Genomic DNA, 24,777 nt, shown 5'->3' with positions numbered 1-24,777 from the left:
GGTGCGCAAGCCGCTGCCGATGTCGTTAACTTCGTTGTTCGCTCCTTTGTTCTCTGCGCGCGGGGCGCTAAACCGACGTCGGTTTCGCGCCCCTTCGCATCGGCTGGGGAAATCACAGTCCCCTCCCACGCCTTTGACAGCCTTCTTACCTAGCTTCCCTGCTCATGACGGGAAACCAGACGGCCCAAGGGCCCAAACACAAGCAGGACCTGACGCGTCGCAAGGTCGTCGTGGCGGGCGGTGCGGCGGTGGCCGCGGTGGGCGTGGGCGGTGCCCTCGCCATGACGGCCTCCGCGGACGAGTCGACGGCGGGCGCGACCGCGACCTCGACCGTGTCGAGCACGTCGAGCACCGCGGAGGTCTGCTACAAGCTCACCTCGGAGACCACTGAGGGCCCCTACTACATCGACGCCGACAAGATCCGCCGGGACATCACCGAGGACAAGGAGGGCATCCCGCTCACCCTCACCCTCAAGGTGATCGACTCCGAGACCTGCAAGCCGATCGGCAACGCCGCCGTCGACATCTGGCACTGCGACGCGCTGGGCCTCTACTCCGGCTACGAGAGCCTGTCGACCGGCGGTGGCGGCACCGCCCCGACCGACGCCCCCTCGGGCGCACCCACCGGCACCCCGACCGGCGAGCCGCCGTCGGGCGCACCGTCCGGCGGCACCGGCGGCGGTGGCGGGGTTCACGAGGAGCCCACCGACGACGAGCGCTACCTGCGCGGCACCTGGAGGACGGACAAGCAGGGGCGGGTCACCTTCAAGACGATCTTCCCGGGCTGGTACCGCGGCCGCTGTGTCCACATCCACACCAAAGTGCATGTGGACGGTGAGTGGACGGACGCCGGTTACGAGGGCGGACACGCCTGCCACACCGGCCAGTTCTTCTTCGACGAGGAGTCGGTGCTCGCCTCCGCCGAGGTCGAGCCGTATTCCACCAGCACCACCGAGCGCACCACGCTCACCGAGGACACCATCTACGACCAGAGCGGCACCCAGGGTGGTCTCCTCAAGCTGAAGTACAACAAGAAGAACATCGCCAAGGGCGTCGTCGGCTCCATCACGATGGGCGTCGCGCCGGACGAGACGAACGACGGCACCTGACCGCTGCCGCGCCGGGTCGATGGGTTGCGGTGTTCGCGTACATGAACATTTGCTCAACCCATTGACCCGGAAGATCGGCCTCCGTAACGTCCCCCAGTGCCCGCGTACGTGATTGCAGTTCACGTATGTGTACCGCGAGGGAGACAACGATGTCAGAAGTCGTGTCAGAGGTCGTGACACCCGACGCCGAAAGCCGAGCAGTCGGCAAGTTCCTGCGTCGCATGCTGCCGATCCTGGTCCTGATGCTGCTGGTCAACCAGATGGACCGGACGAACGTCGGCTTCGTGCAGGACGAGTTGCGGGCCGATGTGGGGGTGAGTGCCACCGCGTACGGTCTCGGCGCCGGCCTGTTCTTCATCGGGTACGCGCTGTTCGAGGTGCCGAGCAACATGCTCCTGGAGCGGTTCGGCGCCCGGGTCTGGCTCACCCGCATCATGATCACCTGGGGCCTGGTGATCGTGGCGATGTGCTTCATCCACAACGTCGCGATGTTCTACGCCCTCCGATTCCTCCTCGGCGTCGCGGAGGCCGGCTTCTTCCCCGGCGTGCTCCTCTACTTCACCCAGTGGCTGCCCGACTCCAGCCGGGGCCGGGCCAGCGCGATCTTCCTCGGCGGATCCGCCACCGCGTACATCGTGACGGGACCGATCACCGGAGCCCTGCTGGAGCTGCACGGCGCGGGCGGATTCGCCGGCTGGCGCTGGATGTTCGCGCTGGAGGGCGTCTTCTCGATCCTCGTCGGAATCGTCGCCGGTTTCTTCCTCGTCTCCCGCATCGAGGACGCCCGCTGGCTCACACGCGAGGAGAAGGCGGCGCTGAGCGCTGCGGTCGACCGTGACAGGGAAGCCCGCAGCCGGGCCCCCAGGGTCTCGCGGCTCAAGCTCCTGTTCCACCCCCAGGTCGCCCTGCTGACCGGCGTCTTCTTCGCGATGGCACTCACCGGGTACGCGATCACCTTCTGGCTGCCCAGCCTGGTCGACGACATCGGCGGGCTGTCGTCCTTCCAGGTCGGGCTGCTCACCGCCGTACCGTGGATCTGCGCTGTGATCGCGATGTACACGGTGAGCCACTTCACCGACGGCGCCCCGGACCGCCGGCCCTACCTGGCGGTCGCCCTGGTCCTGTCGGCCGTGGGCACCTTCCTCGCCACCCTGGGCTCCCCCTGGTTCGGACTCGCCGCCCTCACGCTCGCCGCGGTCGGCGGGAAGTGCGCGGCCACCCTGTACTGGCCGATGGCCCAGTCCGGACTCGACCTCAAGGTCGCCGCGCCGGGCCTGGCCGTGGTCAACTCCATCGGCAACCTGGGCGGCTTCGTCTCCCCCACACTCTTCGGCTACCTCAAGGACACGACCGGCAGCACGAACGGAGGCCTGTACACGCTCTCCGCCGCGTCGCTGCTCGCGGTGATCGGGGTGGTCTTCATCAGGAACACCCGCGGGACGTCCGACGCCCTGCCGCGGACCGCGCCGGAGACGAGCGCGCACCGGCCTGTCGTGTCCTGAGAAGCGCGAAGGCGCCCGGGGTGACCGCACCCCGGGCGCCCTCGTTCACGAACTCACACTTCAGGAAAGCGACTTGTAGCCGCTCCAGCCGGTGGCGATGTTGGCCCGTGCTCCGAACGATCCCTTGCCGTCTCCGCTGTTGCGGTACAGGTTGCCGCTGGTGTCGCGGGAGACGATGTCGGCCTTGCCGTCGTCGGTGATGTCGCCGACGCCGACGATCACGTTGTACGAGCCGCCCCAGTTCGCGAACAGCTTGGTGCGGGCGCCGAAGGTGCCGTTGCCCTTGCCGTAGTAGCGGTACAGGGTGTTCGCCTTGTCCTGGGCGAGGAGGTCGCCGATGCCGTCGCCGTTGAGGTCGCCGACGCCCACGATCTTCTTGTACGTCTTCCAGTTGTCGTAGAGCTTCACGCGGGCGGACAGTTTGCCGGTGCTGGTGCCCTTGTAGAGGTAGACCGTGCCGGTGGACGTGTTGCGGGCGATCAGGTCCGGGCGGCCGTCGCCGCTGACGTCGCCGGGCGAGGTGAGGACGTCGTACTGGGTCCAGCCGCCGGTCGACAGCGTGGTGTACGACGTCGACGGCCTGACCGCGGCGTTGCAGCCCGGCTTGTACAGGCGCAGGGCGCCGCTGCTCAGGCGGACCAGGACGTCGTTGCAGCGGTCGCCGCTGAGGTCGCCGAAGGGCACGAACCTCGCGGTCGTCGGCCAGCCGGTGCCGGTGGTCTTCTCGCCGAATTTTCCGGTCCCGGTGCCGCTGTGGAAGGTCAGGCCGCCGGAGGCGTTGAGGGTGAGCAGGTCGCCCCTGCCGTCCGGGCCGTCGGGGCTGGTGAAGTCGCGGAGTGCGGGCGCGCCCCGGAGGACGAACTCCTCTCCGGACTTCACCGTGGCCGGGGTCGAGGTGCCCAGGCCGGTCGCCTTCAGCGTCCACGTGAACGCGCCGTTGGGGAAGTAACCCCCGCTCGCCGTCCTGCCGTTCCAGGTCGCCGACACCCAGGCCGAGGTCGCACCGCCGGTGATCGTGCGGGTCGCCCTGCCGCTCGCGCCGCTCTGCACCGAGGTGAGGGTGAGGGACCAGGAGGTGACGGGGCGGGAGAGCAGCCAGTGACCGCGCCACGGCTCCGCCGAGGGAGGCTCCATGATGCCCTCGGTCTCCGTGGAGAAGGCCGTCGGCGTGGACGGCGTGACGCCGGTGGTGGCCACGTGCGTCTGCTCGAACGAGTCGAACCAGGCGACCAGGCCCGTGTACTCGTCCACCGTCCAGCGGTAGCGGCGGTCCACCGCGAGGCCGCTGTCCGGCAGGCCGGAGGCGATCACGCGGGTGGTGCCGGTGGCCGCGTCGGTGAGGACCAGCCGGTCGGCGTCGTGGTCGTGGCGGACGGTGAAGCCGTCGCCGAGCAGCACGTCACCGGGCTGCACGGCGCGGGACGTACCGGCCTTGGTGTCGTAGACGCCCGCCGAGGCCGTCCCGCAGGACCAGTACACCCAGCGGCCCGCCGCCTGGAGCTCGCTCGGCGTACAGGCGAGCGAGGGGACCGTCACCGTGGCGAGGGTCTTGTCCTCGGTGAGGCTGTAGGAAGTGAGCTTGCCGGTGGCCGCGGCGCTCCAGAGCGTGGAGCCGTTCAGGGCGGCGGCGCGCACCGAGCGCTTCAGCTTCTGCGCGTAGCCGAACTCGCCGACGTACTGCGCCGGGGCCGAGCCGCCCGAGTTGTAGACGGCGTAGTCGTCGGAGACGTCGACGATCGAGCCGCCCGTGGTGCCGAAGAACGACAGGGGGTTGTAGCCGATGGAGACCAGCCGGTCCGCGTTCTCCAGGCCGCTGCCGCCCTCGTCGCCGTCGTAGAACGTGTCGAGGTAGACGTCCTCGGGATCGGTGCCGTCGAAGTTGCCCCACATCGCCGAGCAGGTGGTGTTCGGGTACGGGCACGTCGGGCTGACCGAACTGCTCTCCGTGGCGGCGGACGCGGTCAGCAGGGTGCTGCCGTTGGTGGTGAGCCTGCGGACGGACGTGGTGTCCGAGGTGCTGCTCGTGGTGTCCTCCGCGACGCGCAGGCTGCCACGGCTGAGCGCGAGCCCGGTCTTCTTGTTCTCGTACGGAGGGACCTTGGTCAGCTTCGCCACCTGCGGGGTGCCGTCGGCGCCGAGGCTCACGCGCTGCACCCACCAGTCGGTCGTGGTGGTGCCGCCGGTGACGAGGGCGCCGCCGTCCGGGGTGGCCAGCGGGGTGCCGTACGACCCGGGCAGCAGGGTCTTGGTGGTGCCGTCGGTCAGGGAGACGGCCTTGACGCCGGGGGCGCCGGTCAGGACCAGCCAGTCACCGACGAGGACGGGAACGGGGGAGACGGTGGTCTCCTCCCCGGCCACCGGGACCGTCTCCTCGGCGGCGAGGTCGGTGCGCGGCTTGAGGTGCAGACCGGCGGCCTGCGTGTACCAGCCGACGCGGTCGTCGGTCAGCACGACCTCCGGCACCGTCTCCTTGGACAGACCGGTGAAGACCGGGGTGAGCCGCGCGGTGGCGAAGTCGAGGTAGCCGACGGTGTACGACGTGAGGGCGCCGTTCTCGTCGCGGGCGGGGTGGGTCAGCAGGGCGCCGTTCTCGTCGCCGGTGCGCGCGAAGTTCCACTCCCAGAACACGTCGGCCGGATAGCCGGTGACCACGCGGTCGCGCTGCTTGCCGTCGACGAGGTCGACGAGGTGCAGCACGTGTCCGTCCAGTTGGGTGCCGTCGACGACGCCGTTGTACTCGACGGTGACGGTGGTCTCGCCGTACGTGCCCACGCGGTCGGCCGACTGGCTCAGGTCGAGGGTCCGCAGGGCGCCGCCGTCCGGGCTCCACAGCGACACCGGGTCGCCGCCGTCGGTCCTGTTCGGCAGCGCCACCGTGTCGGCCGCCTGCCCGAACACGCCCGAGGCACAGCGCTTCTCCGTGTCGTAGCAGCTGGTGGTGGTCGGCGAGTAGACCCCGGACGGTCCCTCGACGGTGACGGTGCTGCCGTCCTCGTAGTCCGTCCAGAACAGGCCGGCGGCCCCCGCCTGGCGGTGCAGGAAGCCGGTCTCGCCAGCCGCCAGCAGCCGCTCGGCGCGCCGCAGCTCGAGGCGCGGATCGTCCAGGACGATCTCGGCGCTGCCGGCCGCGGCGGCCGTCGTGGCGGCTTGAGCGGCGCCGCCGCCGTCCCCCGTACCGGAGAACAATGTGATGGTTCCGGCCGCCACGGCGACCGCGAGCGCGGAGACGAGAGCGGCACGACCGCCCCGTCTCGGGGCGTGTCTGCCCACGTGAAGTTCCCTCCCCCGCGAGGGCCCCCGCCCTCGCACAAGTGGCCGGATGCTATCAGGGGGCGGGGGCGTGTCCGCGCAGGTGGAGGGGTAGGACGGGTGCTGAACGCCTGGTCTAGGCGGCGACGCGGGTGACGCCGAAGATCAGGGTGCGGCGACCGACGTCGTAGTGGACGGTCCCGGTCGTCTTCAGCAGGTCGTCCAGGACATCGGCGTCGTCGACGTCGACGGTCAGCACTTCCTCCCAGGCGCCCTCGTCGAGAACGAGCTGCAGGGTGAACGTGCCGCGTGCGCCTGCGTCGCCGGCGACCCAGCTGAACTGGTAGTGACTGAGCTGGCGGACCTTGATGCTTTCGTCGGTGAGCGGCTGGCTGATGGTGCCCATGACGTCCTCCTCATGCGCTGATCAACGAGATCCCGCGGTGCGTGTCCGGGCGGGTCCGGCGGGCCCAGGAGGATCCCGTCATCGGTCACCCTGGCCGGTCTCGGTCTCGGTCTCGTCAGTGCGATCGGTCTCGATCCGCTCCTTGCGGACCTCGCCATGAACGGTTTCCTCCTCGGTACGCTCCTCGGTACTCAGCCGGACGCGTTCGACGGGGACGGCCTCCGTCTGCACGACGGGGCGCTCTTCGTGGAGGGTCACCTCGTGCTCGGCCTCGGAGATGTCGGCGCCGGACATGGCCGCGTCCCGGTTGGCGTCGGTGATCGGCTCGCGCTCGACGCGGACTTCTTCGTGGCGCACGGGAACGGTCCGCTGGACCTCCTCGGTGACCACGTACTTGCGCAGGCGTGCCCGGCCGGTCTCTCGGCGTTCGACACCGACGTGCATCTGCTCCTCGGAGCGCGTCATCGCGTCGTCGCCGCCAGGCCGCGTCCCGGTAGCGGTCCTGGCCTGCCCGGTGGTGTCGGTGCCGGTGCGTGCCCGGCCGCCTTCGTGGGGCTGCTGGGCCTGCTGCCAAGCGGTGTCCCAGTCGATGCCGTAGTGCTCGTAGAGGCGGTGCTCTTCCTGTTCGGAGAGATGCCCGCCGGCGTCGATGTCGACGTTCGGCGCGTCCTTGACCGTGTCCCTGGCGTAGGGCACCTCCAGGTGGTCCTCCACCACGGTCCCGTCGTGGATCGGCACGAACGACTCGCTGGTGCCGAAGAGGCCGGTCTTCACGCTCACCCATTCGGGCTCACCGGTCACATCGTCGAGGAAGACGTGCTTGGCTTCACCGATCTTGTTGCCCTCAACGTCGTGGACGGGATGATCCAGAACGGTGGATATCTGGTCGCGAGTGATCATTGGTGCTCTCCTTGTTCCTGTCGTCCCTTACGCGTAACCACTCGCTGCCATGGCAAAAGCGGAAAATCACGAAAAAGCGGAAATGTTCCAGCAAGCCGGGAGGCCACACACTCACCGCCGGTCGCCGGTCGCCGGTCGCCGGTCGCGATGAGCGTGTGCCGCTGGACATTAGGAACGCCCTTTTAAGGCAGCTCAAAGACGCTTCACAGAAGCCTCCCCGACTGTCGTCCCATGACCTCAACGGCCGTGAACCAACTGGTGTTGGTCGCCTGCGACCTCGTCGCAGTCTCCGTACTCACCTTCGGCGTCTTCTTCCCGCGTCACCACCGCCGGGACCTCGTCGCCGCGTTCCTCGGTGTCAACGTCGGCGTGCTCTCCGTGGCGATGACGCTCAGTTCCACGTCGGTCGGGATCGGCTTGGGGATGGGCCTGTTCGGGGTGCTGTCGATCATCCGGCTGCGGTCGTACGAGATCGCCCAGCACGAGATCGCGTACTACTTCTCCGCCCTGGCGATCGGACTGCTCGGCGGACTGCCGCAACACGCGACCGTGCTGACCACCGCGCTGACCCTGCTGATCGTCGGCACCATGTACGTCGGCGACCACCCCCGCCTGTTCTCCCGGCACCGCACGCGCAGCCTGCGTCTCGACTCCGCGTACACCGACGAGGACGCCCTGCGCCTACACCTCGGAATGCTGCTGGGCGGGCGGGTGGTGAACCTGTCGGTCAAGAGCATCGACCTCGTCAACGACACGACCCAGGTCGAGGTCCGGTACGTGGTGGGCGGTGGCGCGAGGGCACCGAAGGAATCGGACGCGGACGCGGTCCTCGAGCAGGGCGTACGGGCGTGACCGCCCTCGACTCCCTTGGTACGGCCGTCGGCGCGCTGCGGCCGATCGGGCTGGACGAACTCGTCGCCCGGGCCGGGCTGCTGACCCGGCTCGACCGCAAGTACATGCTGCCGGTCGTGGACCTGCCCTTCGTGTTCGGCGGGCTCGACGAGGACGTGCGGGTCCTGGAGATCGACGGTCGGCGGGAGTTCGGCTACCGGTCCGTGTACTTCGACACCCCCGGCCTGGACGGCTACCTCGGCGCCGCACGGCAGCGCCGGCGCCGCTTCAAGCTCCGGGTGCGGACGTATCTCGACTCCGGCGAGCACTTCTTCGAGGTCAAGACCCGCGGCCCGCGCGGCACCACGGTCAAGCACCGCATCCCCTACGCCGGGGACCCGCACCGCCTGGACGCGCAGGCGCGGGCGTACGCCGACGCCGTGCTCGCCGAGGCCCGCATCGACACCGCGGGCTGCCGGTGGCATCCGGCGCTGACCACCTCCTACCGGCGCACCACCCTCCTCCTCCCGGCCACCGAGAGCCGTCTCACCCTCGACACCGGCCTGACCTGGTCCCTCCCCGACGGCACCGCCACCCTGCGCACTCCGGAGCGGGCGATCGTCGAGACCAAGGCCGGGCGGGCCGGATCGGACGCCGACCGGCTGCTGTGGTCGCTGAAGCACCGCCCGTGCCCCGTGTCGAAGTACGGCACCGGCCTGGCCGCCCTGCGCCCCGACCTTCCTTCCCACCGCTGGCTGCCCGTACTGCGGCGCCACTTTCCCACCGCACTCGACGGGAGTCCGACAGCGCATGGTGAGCGCTCGTATGGCGCGGCAGACCATCTTCGAGCGCTCGCCTGCACCCGCGCTGAGCTTCGTCCAGGAAGAGGCGACACTCCGCCGTCCCGTCGGAGGCACAATGGTGTGGCGTCAGCAGCTCGAACATCTGCTGGAGGTGGGGCGGTTGCGTAACGTCACGCTTCAGGTGATGCCGACGAACGCGGAGGCTCACCCAGGGCTCGACGGGAAGATCGAAGTGCTGAAGTTCGCGGACGGCACAGCGGTGGGCCGCTCCGACGGTGCATACAGCGGCCGACCGACTTCCGATCCGAAGCAGTTGCGGATCCTGGAGCTGCGGTATGGCACCATCCGGGCTCAGGCTCTTACCCCACGGGAGTCGCTGGCCTTCATTGAGCAACTGCTGGGAGAGACATGATCCGCAAGGCTTCTGCCGGAGACAGCTCCGAGCTGGAGTGGTTCAAGAGCAGCTACAGCGACGGCCCTGACGGCAACTCCTGCGTCGAGATCGCCCTCGCCCCCAGCGCGGTGCACGTCCGCGACTCCAAGAACACGGGCGGGCCTCAGCTCGCGCTCGCGCCGGAAGCATGGGCGGGCTTTGTGGCGTACGCCTCGGTGAGCTGACCGCTCAACCAGCAGCGTCGACCTTCTGGTTCTCAGGCCCCCTCCGCAGCCCTACTTCGTCACGAACTGCGTGAGTATCGCCTGCACCTCGTAGATGTCGACGCCCTTGGTGAAGGTCTTCTGGATCGGGACGGAGTTGCCCGAGACCCAGATCTTCAGCTCGGCGTCGAGGTCGAAGGTGCCGGCGGTCTCCACCGCGAAGTGGGTGATGCTGCGGAAGGGGATGGAGTGGTACTCCACCTTTTTCCCGGTGATGCCCTGCTTGTCGACCAGGAGCAGGCGACGGTCGGTGAACAGGATGACGTCGCGCACCAGCTGGTACGCGGCCTGCACCTGCTCACCGGCGCCCAGCAGACGCGCGTAGTCCTGCTGTGCCTTGCTTGGGTCGACGGTGTGCGCGTTTCCGAACATGCCCATGGTGGATCCCCCCACTCGATCGGTTCATGTGCCCGGGTGCGTTCCGTTACGCCCCGGCTTCACGTGATCTTCGTATTGTGTACCGTCTGGTGGGTAACTGTGTACAGGGGTGTGTGAGATGTGATCGCGAGCGGCAACCCTTCCGGGGTCTGCGGCCACTGACGGGGTGACAGTAGTTCCACCACCCGTAAGGAACCCCCCTCGTGGCATCCCCCTCCCACCGCCGGTCCCTCCGCAAGCGGCGCACCCTCGTCGTCTCCGCCGCCGTCGCGGCCGCCGCCCTCGGCACCTCCTTATTCGTGATGAACGCGAACGCGGAAGCCGTCGACCTGTATCACCAGACGCTCGCGGCCAAGGACGGCTGGGCCTCCTCCGGCACCGGCACGACGGGCGGCGCCAAGGCCGACGCCGCGCACACCTTCACCGTCAGCACGCGTGCGGAGCTCGTGAAGGCGCTGGGTTCGGTCTCCGACACCACCCCGCGGATCATCAAGGTCAAGGGCACGATCGACGCCAACACCGACGACGCGGGCAAGAAGCTGACCTGCGCGAACTACGCGTCGGGCACGGGCTACTCGCTGTCCGCGTACCTGAAGGCGTTCGACCCGGCCACCTACGGCACCTCGAAGCTGCCGTCCGGCACTCAGGAGACGGCGCGGGCCGCCGCCCAGTCCAAGCAGGCGAAGAACATCGTCTTCAGGGTGCCCGCCAACACCAGCATCGTGGGTGTTCCCGGCACCAAGGCCGGCATCAGCGGCGGCATGCTCCAGATCCAGAACGTGGACAACGTCATCGTCCGCAACCTCACCTTCGCCGCCACCGAGGACTGCTTCCCGCAGTGGGACCCGACCGACGGCGACGACGGCAACTGGAACTCGAACTACGACTCCGTCACCCTGCGCGGGGCGACCCACGTCTGGGCCGACCACAACACGTTCACTGACGCGCCGCACTTCGACAGCGCCAACCCGAAGTACTACGGCCGTGAGTACCAGATCCACGACGGCGCCCTCGACATCACCAAGGGCTCGGACCTGGTGACCGTCTCGCGCAACCAGTTCACCAACCACGACAAGACGATGCTGATCGGCAGCAGCGACACCGACAGCGTCGGCAAGCTGCGCGTCTCGATCCACCACAACGTGTGGAAGGGCATCATGCAGCGGGCCCCGCTGGCCCGGATCGGCCAGATCCACATCTACAACAACGTCTACGACGTGACGCCCCTCAACGGCTACACGACGCAGTACAGCATCAACTCCCGCGCCAAGGCCCAGGTCGTCGCGCAGAACAACCACTGGACGGTCCCGTCCGGCGGGAAGGTCGCCAAGCTGCTGAGCGGCGACGGCACGGGTTCCGTGGCGGGCACCGGCAACCTGGTCAACGGGACGGCGACGGACCTGGTGGCCGCGTACAACGCCGCGTCGTCCAAGGACCTGAAGACAACGGTGAACTGGACGCCGACGCTGACGGCGGGCCTGGAGTCCTCGGCGAAGAACCTGCCGACTTCGCTGGCCACGACCACGGGGGCCGGGGCCGTGCAGTAGGGCAGCGCCCGGCGCAGCGGGGCTGGGAAGCGGTTGGCTTCCCGGCCCCTTTCTCCCTGCTGTGCCGCGACTCCTCTACCTACGCGGGCGGCAGCCGCGGGTCAGGTGACGTACCGGCCGTCCCAGGGTTCGCCGAATTCCAGGCGGTCCGGGTAGAGCTCGGCCCAGGACTCGTCCTCCTCCTCGCGGATCACCAGGCCGAAACGGACACCGTCGACGGTGAGCTGGAAGGGGCGGACGGCTATGTCCGTGTAGGAGCGGCGCGGCAGGCTGCGGAGGAGTTTCGCCAGGTGGATGCGGGCGCGGCCGAGGACCGAGTCGTTGCCGTGCGGGGCGCGCTGCTGGTCGGCCCAGGTGCCCGCGCACCAGATCTCCGAGTCGCGGTAGTGGCCGGCGGCGTCGAAGGTGTGGAGTGCCACGTAGAGACGTTTGTGCTCTTCCCAGCCCTCGTCGGGGCGGAAGCCCTCGGGGAAGGCGTACGTGATCGACGCCAGGAACTGGCCGTCCGCGTACCGGCCGATGGACTCGGTGTGACGCCTGGGCGCGTAGGCGATCGGAATGACCTCGGGTACTGCCATTGCCATGGCGGAAACCATACGGGTGATCGGGGACATCCCGGCAGGGGGTAGGGGTACAGGCGAGGGCCCGGCAAGCGGCGTGCTTGCCGGGCCCCGCACTGATCAGCGCGCGCGTTACGCCGTGGGCTTCTCCTCCAGGCGCGGGAAGAGGACCGCGCCCTTGGTGACCGTCGTGCCGGCCGGGAGCCTGCCCCACTCGCCCGCCTCCTGGACCTTCTGGTCCGCGAGGGCGCCGAGGGAGGACCCGGCACCGAGCGAGTCCCAGAGCTTCTGGGAGGTGTCCGGCATGACCGGGTTCAGGAGGACCGCGGCCGCGCGGAGGGACTCCGCGGCCGTGTAGAGGATCGTGGCCAGGCGGGCCTTGCCCTCGTCACTCGTGTCCTTCGCGACCTTCCACGGCTCCTGCTCCGTGATGTAGCCGTTGACCTGCTTGACGAAGTCGAACACGGCCAGGATGCCGCCCTGGAAGTCCAGCTCCTCGCCGATCTTCCGGTCGGCCTCCGCTACCGCCTTCGCCAGGCCGTCCTGGACCGCCTTCTCGGCGTCGCCGGAGGCCGTCGCCTCGGGCAGGGCGCCGTCGAAGTACTTGCCGACCATGGCCGCGACGCGGGAGGCGAGGTTGCCGTAGTCGTTCGCCAGCTCGCTGGTGTAGCGGGCCGAGAAGTCCTCCCAGGAGAAGGAGCCGTCCTGGCCGAAGGCGATCGCGCGCAGGAAGTACCAGCGGTACGCGTCCACGCCGAAGTGCGAGGTCAGGTCCTGGGGCTTGATACCCGTCAGGTTGGACTTGCTCATCTTCTCGCCGCCGACCATCAGCCAGCCGTTGGCGGCGATCTTGCCGGGCAGCGGGAGGCCCTGCGCCATCAGCATCGCGGGCCAGATCACCGCGTGGAAGCGGAGGATGTCCTTGCCGACCAGGTGGACGTCGGCCGGGAAGGTCTCCTCGAACTTCTGCTGGTTCTCGTTGTAACCGACCGCCGTGGCGTAGTTCAGCAGCGCGTCGACCCACACGTAGATCACGTGCTTCTGGTCCCACGGGATCGGGATGCCCCAGTCGAAGGTCGAGCGGGAGATCGACAGGTCCTGCAGGCCCTGGCGGACGAAGTTCACGACCTCGTTGCGCGCCGACTCCGGCTGGATGAAGCCGGGGTTCGCCTCGTAGTGGGCGAGGAGTTTGTCGCCGTACTCGCTCAGCTTGAAGAAGTAGTTCTCCTCGCTGAGGATCTCCACCGGCTTCTTGTGGATCGGGCACAGCTTCTGACCTGCGAAGTCACCCTCGCCGTCGAGCAGCTCGCCGGGGAGCTTGTACTCCTCGCAGCCGACGCAGTACGGGCCCTCGTAGCCGCCCTTGTAGATCTCGCCCTTGTCGTACAGGTCCTGGACGAACTCCTGGACGCGGTCGGTGTGCCGCTTCTGCGTGGTGCGGATGAAGTCGTCGTTCTCGATCTCCAGGTGCTCCCAGAGGGGCTTCCAGGCCTCCTCCACGAGCTTGTCGCACCACTCCTGCGGGGTCACCCCGTTCGCGTCGGCGGTGCGCATGATCTTCTGACCGTGCTCGTCCGTGCCGGTGAGGTACCACACCTTCTCGCCGCGCTGACGGTGCCAGCGCGTGAGCACGTCCCCTGCGACGGTCGTGTAGGCGTGGCCCAGGTGAGGAGCGTCGTTGACGTAGTAAATGGGGGTCGAGACGTAGTACGCCTTCGCCCCCTGCTTCTCGGTTCCAGTGGCCGCCATGCCCGAAATCCTACTGGGCTCGCGAAGATCGACTCACATGCGTTTCGGGGTGTGGACCAGAGATTCGGGGGGTGGACCGGAGATCGGTCCACCCCCCGAGGGGGCGCTACGGGCGCCAGGTGGCCAGTACGCCTTCGTAGAGCTCGGCGTCCGTGAGCTCACGCGGGGTCGGGCCCGCGTGGAAGAAGGACGTGTTGCCCGTCTTCAGCTTGCGGAGGTAGTCGAAGGCCTTGTTGTCCTGCTCGCCGAAGGCGACGAAGGAGAAGAAGACCGTGGGGTGGTTCTTCGCGGCGTCCGTGAGGGACTGGGTGGCGGGGGTCTTGGCGTCGGGGGCGCCGTCCGTCTGGAAGACGACCAGGGCGGGAGTGCCGGGGGCTTCCTTCGCGTGGTGGGTGACGACTGCTTCGACCGCGGCGTGGTAGCTGGTACGGCCCATGCGGCCGAGGCCGGCGTGCAGCTCGTCGATCTTGTTGTCGTGGTCGGTGAGGGTCAGCTCGCCGGTGCCGTCGAGTTCCGTGGAGAAGAAGACGACGTGGACCTTGGCCTCGGGGTCGAGGTGGGCGGCGAGGGCGAGGGTCTGCTCGCCGAGGGCCTGGGCGGAGCCGTCCTTGTAGTACGGGCGCATGGACGCGGAGCGGTCGAGGACGAGGTAGACCTTGGCACGGGTGCCGGTGAGGTTGCTGTCCTTGAGGGTGGTGTCGGCGGCCTCGTAGGCGGTTCGGAGGGTGGCGGGCACGGTGACCTCGGCCTCGGCTTCGCCTTCGGCCTTGGTGTTCCCACCCGCACCACCCGTGCTGGTTTCGTCGTCGGCTGCGGGTGGCCCCTGTGGGGCGTCCTCGCCGTCGGCGGCCGGCGGTTCGGGGGTGGAGACCGGCTCGGGGTCCGGGGTCTGCTCTGCGACCGGCTCCGGTTCCGGCTGGGGCTCCGGCTCCGGCTCCGGCTCCGGGGACGCCTTCGTCTTGGGCTCTGAGGTGACCTCCGCGACTGCCTCGGGTTCCGGCTCGGGTTCGGGGGTGACCTCGGCGGTCGTCGGTTCCGGCTTCGGTTCGACGACGGGCTCGGGCTCCGGCTCGGGAGTGACCTCCGCCACCGGCTCGGGCTCGGGAGTGACCTCCGCCACCGGCTCGGGCTCGGGAGCGACCTCCGCCACCGGCTCGGGAGCGACCTCCGCCACCGGCTCGGGCTCCGTAACCTCGACGACCGGCTCCGGCTCGGGAGTGACCTCCGCGACCGGCTCCGGCTCCTCGACGGCCACCGGCTCGGCGGCGGGCTCCGGCTCCGGGGCGGCCTCCACAACCGGCTCCGGCTCGGGCGTCACCTCGGCGACCGGCTCCGCGACCGGCTCGACGACCGGCTCCGGGTCCGGCTCGACGACCGGCTCGGGCTCCGGAGTGACCTCCGCGACCGGCTCCGGCTCGGCGGTGACCTCCGCGACCGGCTCCGGCGTCTCCACCACCGGCTCCGGCGTCGGCTCCTCCGCAACCGGCGGTTCCACCGGCTCCGCCGGCTTCGGTACGGCCACCTTGTCGAAGGCCGCCGCGACGAGGTCGTGCTCGTCCTTCGTGGACAAAGTGGACTCGGTGGACGGTGTGGACGGTGTGGACGGCGTCGACGTGCGCGGTTCCGGGACCGTCGCCGTCGGCTGCGGGTCGGGGGTCGGCTCTGTTGCCGGGGCCGGTACCGTCGGTGCGGCCTCCTGTGAGGCAACCTCGGTTTCCTGCGAAGGGGCGGTGGTGTGCCCCTTGCGTGACCGGCCGAACGCGTTCCGCAGGAGAGTGAGAATGCCCATGTGCGCAACCCTTCGCATGAGTTGTAGCCCGTCAATCCCTGGCCAGGACGGACACGTAAGGTTAGCGGCCCTGGATGGCGATCTTGGGCAGGGGCGGGTCACGCGAAGCAGGAGACGTCAAGAGGGCATAACAAGCCTTGACCCGCGCGCCCGCCCGTCGACACCAACTGGCTTACAGCCACCTCGGGTTCACCCTCGGTTCACCGGCAGGCCCCGCTCCCGCACAAACGTGCGCCTAGCGTCCGTCACACCGGACCCAAGGGGAAGCAAGGGGAGAGCAAAGTGCGTATGCAGTTGCCGTTGATCAGGACTTCGAACGAGCACCCCGGGGGGCGCTCCGCCCTCACCTGCCGGTTCCGGTGTGGTGACGCCTGTTTCCACGAGGCGCCGAACACCTCCGCCAACCCGTACGTCGGTGACGTCATCGCCGGTGCGCTCAGCCGCCGGTCGATCATGCGGGCCGCGGCCGTCGTCACCGTGGCCGGTGCCGCGGGGGCGGGGCTCGCCTCGCCGGTCGCCGCGGCCGAAAGTAGTGCAAAGAGCCACAGCCCGCACAAACCCGGTGGCTCCAAGGGTGCGCGCGGCCTGCGGTTCACCGCCGTCGCGCCCAACACCGCCGACGTCGTGACCGTCCCGGACGGGTACCGGCAGAACCTCGTCATCCGCTGGGGCGAGCCCATCCTGCGCGGTGCGCCGGCCTTCGACCCGGAGAAGCAGACCGCCGCCGCCCAGGCCGGCCAGTTCGGGTACAACAACGACTTCCTCTCCCTTCTCCCGCTGCCGGGCGAGCGGAACAGGCAGATCCTCGTCGCCAATCACGAGTACACCGACGAGGTGCTCATGTTCCGCGGCTACGACGCCGCCAACCCGACCCGCGAGCAGGTCGAGATCGCGTGGGCGGCCCACGGGCTGTCCGCCGTCGTCGTCGAGGGGGACCGCAGGAGCGGGAAGCTCTCCGCCGTCTCCCGGCATCCCCTCAACCGGCGGGTCACCGCCACCACCGAGTTCCGGCTTACCGGGCCCGCCGCCGGGTCCGACCTGGTGAAGACCTCCGCCGACCCGACCGGAACCAAGGTCCTGGGTACCCTCAACAACTGCTCGGGCGGGACGACCCCCTGGGGCACCACGCTCCACGGCGAGGAGAACTTCAACCAGTACTTCGCCAACGCGAGCCGGGCGACGGACAAGCGGTACGGCATCGGTACCGCGGCCTCCGAGCGCAAGTGGGAGCGGTTCGACAAGCGGTTCGACGTGGCCCAGGAGCCGAACGAGGCGCACCGCTTCGGGTACGTCGTCGAGCTCGACCCGTACGACCCCTCCTCCACGCCCCGCAAGCACACCGCCCTCGGCCGCTTCAAGCACGAGGGCGCGACCGTGCGGCTCACGGACGACGGCCGGCCGGTCGTCTACACCGGTGACGACGAGCGGTTCGACTACTTCTACAAGTTCGTCGGCAGCAAGCGGATGAAGAAGGGGGCCTCCCGTGCCGTGCGGGAGCACAATCTCTCGCTGCTCGACGAAGGCACGCTGTACGTCGCCAGGCTCACCGGCGACTCCCCCGCCATCGAGATCGACGGGACGGGGAAGCTGCCCGCCGACGGCGAGTTCGACGGCAGCGGTGAGTGGATTCCGCTGGCCACCGCCGCCGCCGACGGTGCCGTCTCGCACGTGGACGGGATGACCGCCGACGAGGTGTTCGTCTTCACCCGTCTCGCCGGTGACAAGGTCGGCGCGACGAAGATGGACCGGCCCGAGGACATCGAGCCGAACCCGCACTCCGGCAAGGTGTACGTCGCCCTGACCAACAACACCAACCGCGGTGTCGGCGCGAACGCCCCGGCCGACGAGGCCAACCCCCGCAACGCCAACAAGCACGGGCACGTCCTGGAGCTCACCGAGCGCCGGAACCGGGCCGACAGCACCAGGTTCGCCTGGTCGCTCTTCCTCGTCGCCGGTGACCCGGAGGACCCCGCCACCTACTTCGCGGGTTTCCCCAAGGACGAGGTCAGCCCGATCTCCTGCCCGGACAACGTGGCCTTCGACCCGTACGGCAACCTGTGGATCTCCACCGACGGCGCTCAGCTCGGCTTCCACGACGGCCTCTTCGGCGTCGCCACGAAGGGCGAGCGGCGCGGTGAGCTCAAGCAGTTCCTGACCATGCCGATCGGCGCCGAGACCTGCGGCCCGGTCATCCAGGACCGGCGTGTGCTCGTCGCCGTACAGCACCCCGGCGAGATCAACGGGGCGTCCGTGGAGAAGCCGGCCAGCACCTGGCCGGACGGGCCGGGCAAGATCGTCCGCCCGTCGGTCGTGGCCGTGTGGCGCGCCGACGGCGACGACATCGGCGTCTGAGCAAGCTCTTCTCCGCGCGAATCCCGAGATTTTCTCCGCCGTCATCTCCGCTCGTGCAGCGTGACGTCGACGAGCAGTGCGCGGTGGTCGGTGTCGGCGAGGTCGAGGAAGCGGGCCTCGCGGGCGGCGAAGTCGGCGGAGATCAACACGTGGTCGATCTGGGCGCCCAGCGCCGGAGTGCTTCCGGCCGTGCGGGCGGGCCAGGTGGGCGTCCGGTCGGAGCCGGCGAGGCGGGCCGCGTCGCGCAGGCCGGTGTCGAGGATGCGGCGGAAGGCGGCGTGGTCCTGGGAGGCGTTGAAGTCGCCGGCCAGGATGGTCGGGGTCGTCGCCCGGTCGGCGGCGAAGTCGCGCAGGGCGCCCAGCTCGCGCCGCCAGACGTCGACCTGGCCGGGCAGCGGGGGCATCGGGTGGGCGAGCTGGAGCCGTACGGCCCGCCCGCGCACGTCGGCGACGGCACCCGGCATGCCCATCGTGCCGGGGATGCTTTCGGCGCTCTTGAGGGGGAAGCGGCTGAGGAGGACCGAGCCCGCCGACCCGCCGCCCTCGACGGCCTGTCGGTGCGGGTAGTCGGCGCCGAGGGCCTGCTCCAGCGCCGCGTCACACCCGTACTCGCACTCCTGTACGAAGATGAGGTCCGGCCGCTCCCTGCGGACGGTGCCGACGAGGGAGTCGGTGGCCTGCCCGAACTCGACGTTCGAGCTCAGCACCCGCAAGGAGGCGACGGCCGCGCCGACTGGCTCACTGATCTTCCCGTACGGCTCCATGAACCACGCCAGCAGTCCGAGAACGACGACCGCCCACACCACCCCGGTCCACCACCGGGCGAGCAGGGCGATACCCAGCCCCAGCGCGGCGGGCGCGAGCAGCCACGGCAGGAAGGCGAGGAGCTGGGGGACGGGGGTGATCCCGTCGGTGTCGGCGACCCGGCACCCCACGACGACGCTCACCCCGGCGAACAGCGGCGCGGCGCACCAGATGCCGGGCCGGCGAAAGCGCTGTCGGGTCACCGTCCCGAGACTACGAGCGCCGGTCCACCCGCGCCAGGAAGTCCCCGAGGGCCCCGTTGAACTCCTCCGGCCGCTCCAGGTTCGGCATGTGGGCCGCCCGCTCGATCACCCGCAGCGTCGAGTCGGGCAGGGCCGCGTGCATGGCCTCGGCGTCCGAGACCGGCGTGTACGCGTCGTCGGAGCCCACCACCACCAGCGCGGGGACGGTGACGCGGGTCAGCAGCTCGCGATAGTCGGGGCGTCCGGCGCGGGCGCGGAGGGCGGCGGCGGCACCCTGCGGGGGCGCGGACGTCATCATGCGGTGGACGTGGGCCTTCACCTCGGGTGAGGCGTACGGCGCCACCATCTTCTCCAGCACCTCCTCGGCGTACCCCCGCATCCCCTCCCGCAGCAGCCGGTCCGCCATGGCGTTGCGGGTGCGCACGCCCTCCGGGGTCTCGGCCGCCGGGAAGGTGTCCGCGAGGACCAGGCCGCGGACGCGCTCCCCGAACCGCCGACAGCCGTCCATGGCGATCTGGCCGCCCATGGACAGGCCGGCCAGGACGAAGGTCTCCACCTTCAGGTCGTCGAGGAGCGCCTCGATGTCCTCGGCGAACTGCTCGAACCGGGTGACGCCGGGGACCTGCGGGGACTCGCCGTAGCCGCGCAGGTCGGGGGCGATCACCCGACGGGTGGCGGAGAACGCCGCGAGCTGCGGGGCCCACATGGTGCGGTCGAAGGGGTGGCCGTGGACCAGGACAAGGGGGACCGCAGGGGTATCGGCGCCTTTGTCCTCGTATGCGAGGACCTCCGGGAAAGGGGTCATGTGACCGACCCTAGATCGCCCCAACTCGTCGGTGCAATAAGATCTTTGCTCTCGGTGCAATCTGATGGGGGACCCCTTGGACGACTACCGGCGCCTCGCCGACCGCCTGGCCGACGACATCGCCGCCGGACGCCTCAAGCCCGGTGAACGGCTGCCCCCGCAGCGGGCGTTCGCGCGGCGGCGCGGGATCGCCGGGTCGACCGCGGGGCGGGTGTACGGCGAACTCGTGCGGCGCGGGTTGGTGGTGGGCGAGGTGGGGCGCGGGACGTTCGTGCGGGCTGCCCAGGTCGCGGCGACGGGCCGGGCGCTCACCGAGCCGGCCGAAGCCGCCGCACCCGTCAACATGGAGCTCAACTACCCGTCAGCGCCGGGCCAGTCCGAGCTCCTCGCCCCCGCCCTCGCGCCCCTCCTGCGCCCCGACGTCCTGGCCGAGGCCCTCCGCCCCGCCGCCGCCACCGGCACCGGCGCGGCCCGGGAGGCGGCCGCCGGTCTGCTCGCCGCCCCCGGCTGGCGTCCGTCCCCCGGGCAGGTTCTCTTCGCCGGCAACGCCCGGCAGGCGATCGCCGCCGTCCTCGCCTCCCTGGTGCGGCCCGGTGGCCGGGTCGGCGTCGAGGCGCTGACCTACCCCGTGGTCAAGGAGATCGCGGCCCGGCTGGGCATCACGCTGGTGCCGCTCGCCACGGACGAGGACGGCCCGCGCCCGGAGTCCGTGGCCGCCGCGCACCGCACGGCCCCCCTGTCCGCCCTCTACGTCCAGCCGACCCTGCACAACCCGACGTCCGTGACGACGAGCGAGCGGCGCAAGCTCCAACTGGCCGCTACAGCGACCGACTTGGGCATCCCGGTCGTCGAGGACCGCATCTGGTCCTTCCTGGCCGACGACCTGATCACACCGCTGGCCGTCCACGCGCCCGCCCTCACCCACGTCGTCGACGGCCTGTCCAAGCGCGTGGCGCCCGGACTCACCGTCGGCTTTCTCGTCGTACCGCCGCATCGGGTCGACGCCGTGGCCGCCGCCGTGCGGTCCGGGGGGTGGAGTGCGGGGCGGTTCGCGCTGGAGGCGGGGGTGCGGTGGATCGGGGACGGGACGGTGGCGCGGCTGGTCGCGGCGAAGCGGGCGGACGCGGGGCGCAGGCAGCAAATCCTGGAGGAGGAACTGAGCGGGTTCGCCGTACGGTCGGATCCGCGTGCCTACTACGCCTGGTGGGAGCTGCCCGCCCCGTGGCGCGCGGACACCTTCACGGCCGCGGCCGCCGCCCGCGGTGTCGCCGTGACGCCCGGGCCCGCCTTCGCCGTCGACCCGAGCCGTACGCCGGACGCGGTCAGGCTCGGGCTCGCGTCGGCTGCTCTGCCGGATCTGCGGCGGGCGCTGCGGACGCTTGCCGAGGTGGCCGACGACGTACGAGATGGCCGTACCGGGCGGTGAGCAGGCAGGTCAGGGCGACCGTCAGGCCGACGGCGACCAGCAGCCAGGAGACCGTGCGCAGGGTGGCCGTGAGGGCGTCGTAGATCGCGCCGGCGGCCGGCCGGTGGGCGGGATCGGGCAGGCCGGCGAGGGTGAGGCGGCGGCCGACGGCGACCGCGAGGCCGAGCAGGGCGCCGCCCAGGGCGGTGCCGAGGGCGGTCGCGGTGACCGCGCGGCGGCGGCAGGCCGCCACGGCGATCCCGGCGGTGGCGAGCACCGCCGCCGTCACGGGCAGCCAGACACCGGCGACGTCGAGCATGTGGAACCCCTTCCGGAGCCGGGGCAGGTCCGCGGCTGGGAGGACGGAGACCTCGGTGTGCCGGACCGGGATGCGGTGCGCCAACGGCACGTGGTCCTCGGTCAGTCGCTTCTTGACCTCGGCGGCGACCGGTGCGAGGTCCACCGTCACCTCACCCTCGCCACCGCCCCGCAGCGCGCTCAACACCGCCTCGTGCACGGCCCGGTTGCCCGCGTCCCACACCGTGCGGAAGGCCTCGGTCCGGGTGAACGAGCGCACCGCGTCCCGCACGAAGGGGCGCATCGGCCCGCCGACGTTCGCCGAGTTCACGATCTCGGCCCCGACGGTGTCCGCGATCGCGTCGCGCACGTCCGGATCGGCGGCGAGCGGCGCCATCGTGGTGACGTACCGGCCGGTGTCGGCGAGCCCGTACGCCACCCAGGCCGCCGACGCGCCGAACGGCACGAGCAGACAGGCCAGGGCGATCAGTACGGCCGACAGGGCGTTCCGGAGTCGTGAGGGCACCTTTCCAGGCAAGACGGCCCGAACCCGGGCCGCGAGCGGCGTGACTGCATTTGGGCGCACGGTGCACGCCGAACGGGCGCCGAGCCGCCCGGTGAGCGGCGGAGGGACAAGCGACATGCAGGGGCCCCGGCGATCAGCCGGGGCCCCTGTCGTCTGCTCTCCGCCGAGCCGCCCGGTGGCCGACGCGCGGTCAGCGGATGCGGTTTCCCTCCGCGTCCTCACGCGTGTAGTAGCGGTAGAAGAACACGCCGAAGATGCCCGCCGCGACCACCAGTCCCAGGGCCGTGCACCTGAGCACGCTCTCGCCGGTCTGGCTGTACAGGAAGCCGATGGCCGCGCCCGCGAAGGCGGACTTCGTCATCGAGTGCAGCTCCCGCTTCAGCCGCGGGGCGAACGTCGCCACGGCGAGGCACAGCACGATGAACGCGATCGCGGTGGCGAAGCCGAACAGGAGGTTCCAGCCGGTGACGGGCCCGCCGTGGCGGCGGTTGGCCGCGGCCCAGTAGCCGTAGACGAGCCCGAGCACGACGGGCACCGCGTACCTCGCGACCGTGTGGACGCGCTCGCTGAACAGGTCGGGCGTGCGGGTCGGTCTGGCCATGCCCCGCCGGGCCGGACGGGCCGGACGGCGCGTGCCGCGCATTCTGCCGGGCGTGGGTGCCGCGTGAGCCATGAGAGCACTCCTCTCTCCTCGCCCCCCGCCTTCCAGAGCACACCTGGGGACAGGCCCTGGCAAGTCGACGGAGGGGACTTCCCGGTGCGGATCGCCACCGCGGCACCGCTCGGCTTCCCGGCCCGGTGCGCACCTCGCCTTCGGCCACGAACCGGCGCCAGGGGCCGAACCCGCGGGGGTACGGCTGTGCCGCCCGGCAACGGCCGAGGCCCGCCGAAGACCGCAGTCGCCGGGCGCCGGGCGACAGGGGCCGTACCCCTGCGGGGCACGCGGTGGCGCCGGTCTGCTCCGCCCGCTCGCCGAAACGGCCGTCGGCACGACGTGTTCGCGTGCGGTGGGTCACGGTGCGGGCGTTCGGGAAGGGGCGTTCGCAGGCCTGAGACCCACCTTTGCAGCCGCAGCGGTTACGGTGCTGCCGTACGTGATCGACGGGGGACGGGGAGGGACCGATGCCGGGAACCGTGCTGCTGCTGGCCGCATCGCCGGTGGGCAAGGGCTGTCTGGTGGACGCGGCGTCCGTGCTCCCCGTGCTCGCGGCCGTGCCGCCCGCCGTGCTGTCCGGCACCGAGACCGCCAACGTCGTCGAGCTCGCCGACCCGCTGGAACCCCAGGCCGTCCTCACCCGGCTGCGGGCCGCCGCGACCGCCCCCGGCCCGCTCACCGTCTTCGTCACCGGCCAGCTCCTGCTGGACCGCCGCCAGCACCTGCCCCACCTCGCACTGGCCCGCACCACCACCGCCACCGTCCGGTACACCGGCCTCCCCTGGCACTGGATCCGCGAGGAACTGCGCCTGCGCACGCCCGGGACGACGACCCTGCTGCTCGACCTGCACGCCGACGCGGAGACCTGGCAGTGGCTGCGCGCCCACCCGCTCGACTGCGGGCGCAGCGCGGCGGTGTACGGACGGGTCGCGCCGCCGCCGTCGTCCCGGCGGACGGTGGCCGCCCCGGCGTACATGAAGGCCGTCGCGACCATCCTGCGGAGCGGGTGGCGTCCGCCGATGGAGCAGTTGCACGAGCAGGCGCTGGCCCGGCTCGGGAGCGAGGCGTACGGGGACCTGGTCCTCGGCGTGGGCGGCTCGGGCGTACCCGGCTCGGGTGTGCCTGGCTTGGGCGTGCCCGATGTTGGCGTGCCCGGCGTGGGCGGGCAGGGAGTGGGCGTGCCCGATGTTGGCGTGCCCGGCGTGGGCGGGCAGGGAGTGGGCGTGCCTGGCTTGGGCGTGCCCGGCGTGGGCGTGCCCGCTCCGGCCGGATCCGGTCCCAGGCCCGGGCATCGGCCCGAACCCTCCCGCCCCCAGGCGCCGGACGGGCCGGCCGGCGCGGACCGGCGTGGAGGGATCGCCCGGCCGCGCACGGAGAGCGACGCCGTCCGGCACGGCGTCGACGACGATCCGCACGCCGCCATCACCACGGCCGTCCAGGACGGCCGTCATGACGCCGCCGACGCCCTCGCCGCCGAGCACGAGCAGGCCGCCGTACGCTCACACGGCCGTGCCTCCGAGCAGGCCCTGCACTGGGCGGAGGTCCGGGCCGATCTGGCGATGTTCGCGGGCGATCCGGCGCGCAGCTGCCGTACCTGGCTGGCGGTGGCGTCCGCCCGGCTGGACGCCGGGCAGGCGGTGGACGCGCCTGCCGTGGAGTCGGCCGTGGACCGGGCGCACCATCAGTGGGGGCAGATCGGCGATCCCGCGGCGGCCCGTGAACTCGGGGCCACGCTGGCCGACCTGCGGGCCCGGGTGCCGGGGCGCCGGGAGGGCGCCCTGGACCACATCCGGCGGCAGCTGCGGCAGTTGCAGACGCTCGGCTCGTGAAGATGAAGGGTTGCGTACCCCTCCCCTGACTCCGACCTCGGTGCCATGATGGTGAGTTATGGCTGAGGGGGATGGAGTGGCCAACCAAGGCATACGGGTTCGGCTGGACGGGACCGCGAGCGAGAGCGACGTCGGCGCGCTGCGCAAGTGGCTGGAGCGGGAGAAACCACTCGACGAACTGGTGCGGGCCGGCCGGCTGCAGATCCACGAACAGCGCCGCACGGACGAGCCGGGCGCCCCGATGGGCGTCGGTATGGACATCGTCGTCGCCGTCATCGGGGCGGGCGCGGCCACCGTCTTCAAGGAGCTGCTGACACAGGTCAAGCAGGCGGTGGAGGCATGGCGGGCCAACCGTAGAGAGGTCGAGGACGGCGATCCGCCCGAGGGTCGTGTCGACACCGTGGGCCTCGACGACAGGTAG

Annotated in this window: 20 protein-coding genes and 2 pseudogenes; 11 read left to right on the top strand and 11 right to left on the bottom strand. The window is 70.7% G+C overall.

What is annotated here, in order from left to right; all coding sequences use genetic code 11:
* Positions 1 to 164: 164 nt before the first annotated feature.
* Positions 165 to 1,109, top strand: a complete 945-nt coding sequence (locus tag ACFWWR_RS34820; RefSeq protein ID WP_384307522.1) for a dioxygenase — start codon at positions 165 to 167, stop codon at positions 1,107 to 1,109.
* 149 nt (positions 1,110 to 1,258) lie between these two features.
* Positions 1,259 to 2,611 (top strand): MFS transporter, encoded by a 1,353-nt coding sequence (locus ACFWWR_RS34815; RefSeq protein ID WP_383865586.1) that lies wholly within the window; start codon positions 1,259 to 1,261, stop codon positions 2,609 to 2,611.
* Positions 2,612 to 2,671: 60 nt separating this feature from the next.
* Here ACFWWR_RS34815 and ACFWWR_RS34810 read toward each other — a convergent pair whose 3' ends face one another.
* The 3 genes from ACFWWR_RS34810 to ACFWWR_RS34800 all read right to left on the bottom strand — a co-directional run bounded on the left by ACFWWR_RS34810 (position 2,672) and on the right by ACFWWR_RS34800 (position 7,166).
* Complete coding sequence (locus tag ACFWWR_RS34810; protein WP_383865588.1) at positions 2,672 to 5,881, bottom strand: FG-GAP repeat domain-containing protein; 3,210 nt, start codon at positions 5,879 to 5,881, stop codon at positions 2,672 to 2,674.
* A 115-nt stretch (positions 5,882 to 5,996) separates the two neighbouring features.
* Complete coding sequence (locus ACFWWR_RS34805; RefSeq protein ID WP_383865590.1) at positions 5,997 to 6,266, bottom strand: hypothetical protein; 270 nt, start codon at positions 6,264 to 6,266, stop codon at positions 5,997 to 5,999.
* A 78-nt stretch (positions 6,267 to 6,344) separates the two neighbouring features.
* Entirely contained in the window at positions 6,345 to 7,166 is an 822-nt protein-coding gene (locus ACFWWR_RS34800; RefSeq protein WP_384307520.1) for a YsnF/AvaK domain-containing protein, read from the bottom strand.
* 231 nt (positions 7,167 to 7,397) lie between these two features.
* Here ACFWWR_RS34800 and ACFWWR_RS34795 point away from each other — a divergent pair, with 231 nt between their 5' ends.
* The 4 genes and pseudogenes from ACFWWR_RS34795 to ACFWWR_RS34780 all read left to right on the top strand — a co-directional run bounded on the left by ACFWWR_RS34795 (position 7,398) and on the right by ACFWWR_RS34780 (position 9,418).
* Complete coding sequence (locus tag ACFWWR_RS34795) at positions 7,398 to 8,018, top strand: DUF4956 domain-containing protein (RefSeq protein ID WP_383865594.1); 621 nt, start codon at positions 7,398 to 7,400, stop codon at positions 8,016 to 8,018.
* A pseudogene (locus ACFWWR_RS34790) lies at positions 8,015 to 8,713 on the top strand (polyphosphate polymerase domain-containing protein); the annotation flags it as partial. The gene ACFWWR_RS34795 and the pseudogene ACFWWR_RS34790, both read left to right, overlap by 4 nt.
* A 52-nt stretch (positions 8,714 to 8,765) precedes the next feature.
* Positions 8,766 to 9,212: pseudogene (locus ACFWWR_RS34785) on the top strand (DUF5753 domain-containing protein); the annotation flags it as partial.
* Positions 9,209 to 9,418, top strand: coding sequence for a DUF397 domain-containing protein (locus ACFWWR_RS34780; protein WP_383865596.1), 210 nt, complete (start codon positions 9,209 to 9,211; stop codon positions 9,416 to 9,418). The pseudogene ACFWWR_RS34785 and the gene ACFWWR_RS34780, both read left to right, overlap by 4 nt.
* A gap of 51 nt (positions 9,419 to 9,469) precedes the next feature.
* Here ACFWWR_RS34780 and ACFWWR_RS34775 read toward each other — a convergent pair whose 3' ends face one another.
* Positions 9,470 to 9,835, bottom strand: coding sequence for a PH domain-containing protein (locus ACFWWR_RS34775; RefSeq protein WP_384307518.1), 366 nt, complete (start codon positions 9,833 to 9,835; stop codon positions 9,470 to 9,472).
* Between the two features lie 203 nt (positions 9,836 to 10,038).
* Here ACFWWR_RS34775 and ACFWWR_RS34770 point away from each other — a divergent pair, with 203 nt between their 5' ends.
* On the top strand, positions 10,039 to 11,382 hold the full coding sequence (locus tag ACFWWR_RS34770) for a polysaccharide lyase family 1 protein (protein WP_384307515.1): 1,344 nt from the start codon (positions 10,039 to 10,041) through the stop codon (positions 11,380 to 11,382).
* Positions 11,383 to 11,483: 101 nt separating this feature from the next.
* Here the strand turns inward: ACFWWR_RS34770 and ACFWWR_RS34765 are convergent, their stop codons facing one another.
* From ACFWWR_RS34765 to ACFWWR_RS34755, 3 genes are all read right to left on the bottom strand, one after another.
* Positions 11,484 to 11,960: a hypothetical protein gene (locus tag ACFWWR_RS34765; protein WP_383865742.1), complete on the bottom strand. Its 477-nt coding sequence runs from the start codon at positions 11,958 to 11,960 to the stop codon at positions 11,484 to 11,486.
* A gap of 114 nt (positions 11,961 to 12,074) precedes the next feature.
* Positions 12,075 to 13,691 (bottom strand): methionine--tRNA ligase, encoded by a 1,617-nt coding sequence (gene metG / locus ACFWWR_RS34760; RefSeq protein ID WP_383865602.1) that lies wholly within the window; start codon positions 13,689 to 13,691, stop codon positions 12,075 to 12,077.
* A 106-nt stretch (positions 13,692 to 13,797) separates the two neighbouring features.
* Positions 13,798 to 15,480 (bottom strand): VWA domain-containing protein, encoded by a 1,683-nt coding sequence (locus tag ACFWWR_RS34755; protein WP_384307513.1) that lies wholly within the window; start codon positions 15,478 to 15,480, stop codon positions 13,798 to 13,800.
* A 282-nt stretch (positions 15,481 to 15,762) separates the two neighbouring features.
* Between ACFWWR_RS34755 and ACFWWR_RS34750 the strand changes: the two genes are divergently transcribed.
* A complete protein-coding gene (locus ACFWWR_RS34750; protein WP_384307511.1) occupies positions 15,763 to 17,832 on the top strand; it encodes a PhoX family protein in 2,070 nt (689 codons plus the stop codon).
* Positions 17,833 to 17,873: 41 nt separating this feature from the next.
* Here the strand turns inward: ACFWWR_RS34750 and ACFWWR_RS34745 are convergent, their stop codons facing one another.
* Positions 17,874 to 18,839: an endonuclease/exonuclease/phosphatase family protein gene (locus ACFWWR_RS34745; protein WP_383865608.1), complete on the bottom strand. Its 966-nt coding sequence runs from the start codon at positions 18,837 to 18,839 to the stop codon at positions 17,874 to 17,876.
* A 10-nt stretch (positions 18,840 to 18,849) separates the two neighbouring features.
* Positions 18,850 to 19,644, bottom strand: a complete 795-nt coding sequence (locus ACFWWR_RS34740) for an alpha/beta fold hydrolase (protein ID WP_384307509.1) — start codon at positions 19,642 to 19,644, stop codon at positions 18,850 to 18,852.
* Between the two features lie 76 nt (positions 19,645 to 19,720).
* On the opposite strand from ACFWWR_RS34740, the gene ACFWWR_RS34735 reads away from it, so the two are divergent.
* Positions 19,721 to 21,070 (top strand): PLP-dependent aminotransferase family protein, encoded by a 1,350-nt coding sequence (locus ACFWWR_RS34735; protein WP_384307535.1) that lies wholly within the window; start codon positions 19,721 to 19,723, stop codon positions 21,068 to 21,070.
* Here ACFWWR_RS34735 and ACFWWR_RS34730 read toward each other — a convergent pair.
* Both ACFWWR_RS34730 and ACFWWR_RS34725 read right to left on the bottom strand, forming a co-directional pair.
* The gene (locus tag ACFWWR_RS34730) at positions 20,967 to 21,872 is read right to left on the bottom strand and encodes a hypothetical protein (protein ID WP_383865612.1); all 906 of its coding nucleotides are present in this window, start codon (positions 21,870 to 21,872) and stop codon (positions 20,967 to 20,969) included. The two genes, ACFWWR_RS34735 and ACFWWR_RS34730, sit on opposite strands and share 104 nt — an antisense overlap.
* A gap of 190 nt (positions 21,873 to 22,062) precedes the next feature.
* The gene (locus ACFWWR_RS34725; RefSeq protein WP_383865614.1) at positions 22,063 to 22,545 is read right to left on the bottom strand and encodes a hypothetical protein; all 483 of its coding nucleotides are present in this window, start codon (positions 22,543 to 22,545) and stop codon (positions 22,063 to 22,065) included.
* Between the two features lie 449 nt (positions 22,546 to 22,994).
* Between ACFWWR_RS34725 and ACFWWR_RS34720 the strand changes: the two genes are divergently transcribed.
* Complete coding sequence (locus ACFWWR_RS34720; protein WP_384307506.1) at positions 22,995 to 24,356, top strand: hypothetical protein; 1,362 nt, start codon at positions 22,995 to 22,997, stop codon at positions 24,354 to 24,356.
* A 58-nt stretch (positions 24,357 to 24,414) separates the two neighbouring features.
* Complete coding sequence (locus ACFWWR_RS34715) at positions 24,415 to 24,777, top strand: hypothetical protein (RefSeq protein ID WP_383865618.1); 363 nt, start codon at positions 24,415 to 24,417, stop codon at positions 24,775 to 24,777.

It is taken from the genome of Streptomyces sp. NPDC058678 (genome assembly GCF_042714835.1).
Lineage (GTDB): Bacteria > Actinomycetota > Actinomycetes > Streptomycetales > Streptomycetaceae > Streptomyces.
This window is presented reverse-complemented; position numbering and strand designations above follow the sequence as displayed.

Coding starts and splice junctions, on each gene's coding strand:
- ACFWWR_RS34800 (WP_384307520.1), bottom strand. CDS start 7,166: ATGATCACTCGCGACCAGATATCCACCGTTCTGGATCATCCCGTCCAC.
- ACFWWR_RS34795 (WP_383865594.1), top strand. CDS start 7,398: ATGACCTCAACGGCCGTGAACCAACTGGTGTTGGTCGCCTGCGACCTC.
- ACFWWR_RS34720 (WP_384307506.1), top strand. CDS start 22,995: ATGCCGGGAACCGTGCTGCTGCTGGCCGCATCGCCGGTGGGCAAGGGC.
- ACFWWR_RS34715 (WP_383865618.1), top strand. CDS start 24,415: ATGGCTGAGGGGGATGGAGTGGCCAACCAAGGCATACGGGTTCGGCTG.
- ACFWWR_RS34755 (WP_384307513.1), bottom strand. CDS start 15,480: ATGGGCATTCTCACTCTCCTGCGGAACGCGTTCGGCCGGTCACGCAAG.
- ACFWWR_RS34775 (WP_384307518.1), bottom strand. CDS start 9,835: ATGGGCATGTTCGGAAACGCGCACACCGTCGACCCAAGCAAGGCACAG.
- ACFWWR_RS34765 (WP_383865742.1), bottom strand. CDS start 11,960: ATGGCAGTACCCGAGGTCATTCCGATCGCCTACGCGCCCAGGCGTCAC.
- ACFWWR_RS34805 (WP_383865590.1), bottom strand. CDS start 6,266: ATGGGCACCATCAGCCAGCCGCTCACCGACGAAAGCATCAAGGTCCGC.
- ACFWWR_RS34815 (WP_383865586.1), top strand. CDS start 1,259: ATGTCAGAAGTCGTGTCAGAGGTCGTGACACCCGACGCCGAAAGCCGA.
- ACFWWR_RS34740 (WP_384307509.1), bottom strand. CDS start 19,644: ATGACCCCTTTCCCGGAGGTCCTCGCATACGAGGACAAAGGCGCCGAT.
- ACFWWR_RS34780 (WP_383865596.1), top strand. CDS start 9,209: ATGATCCGCAAGGCTTCTGCCGGAGACAGCTCCGAGCTGGAGTGGTTC.
- ACFWWR_RS34725 (WP_383865614.1), bottom strand. CDS start 22,545: ATGGCTCACGCGGCACCCACGCCCGGCAGAATGCGCGGCACGCGCCGT.
- ACFWWR_RS34820 (WP_384307522.1), top strand. CDS start 165: ATGACGGGAAACCAGACGGCCCAAGGGCCCAAACACAAGCAGGACCTG.
- metG (WP_383865602.1), bottom strand. CDS start 13,691: ATGGCGGCCACTGGAACCGAGAAGCAGGGGGCGAAGGCGTACTACGTC.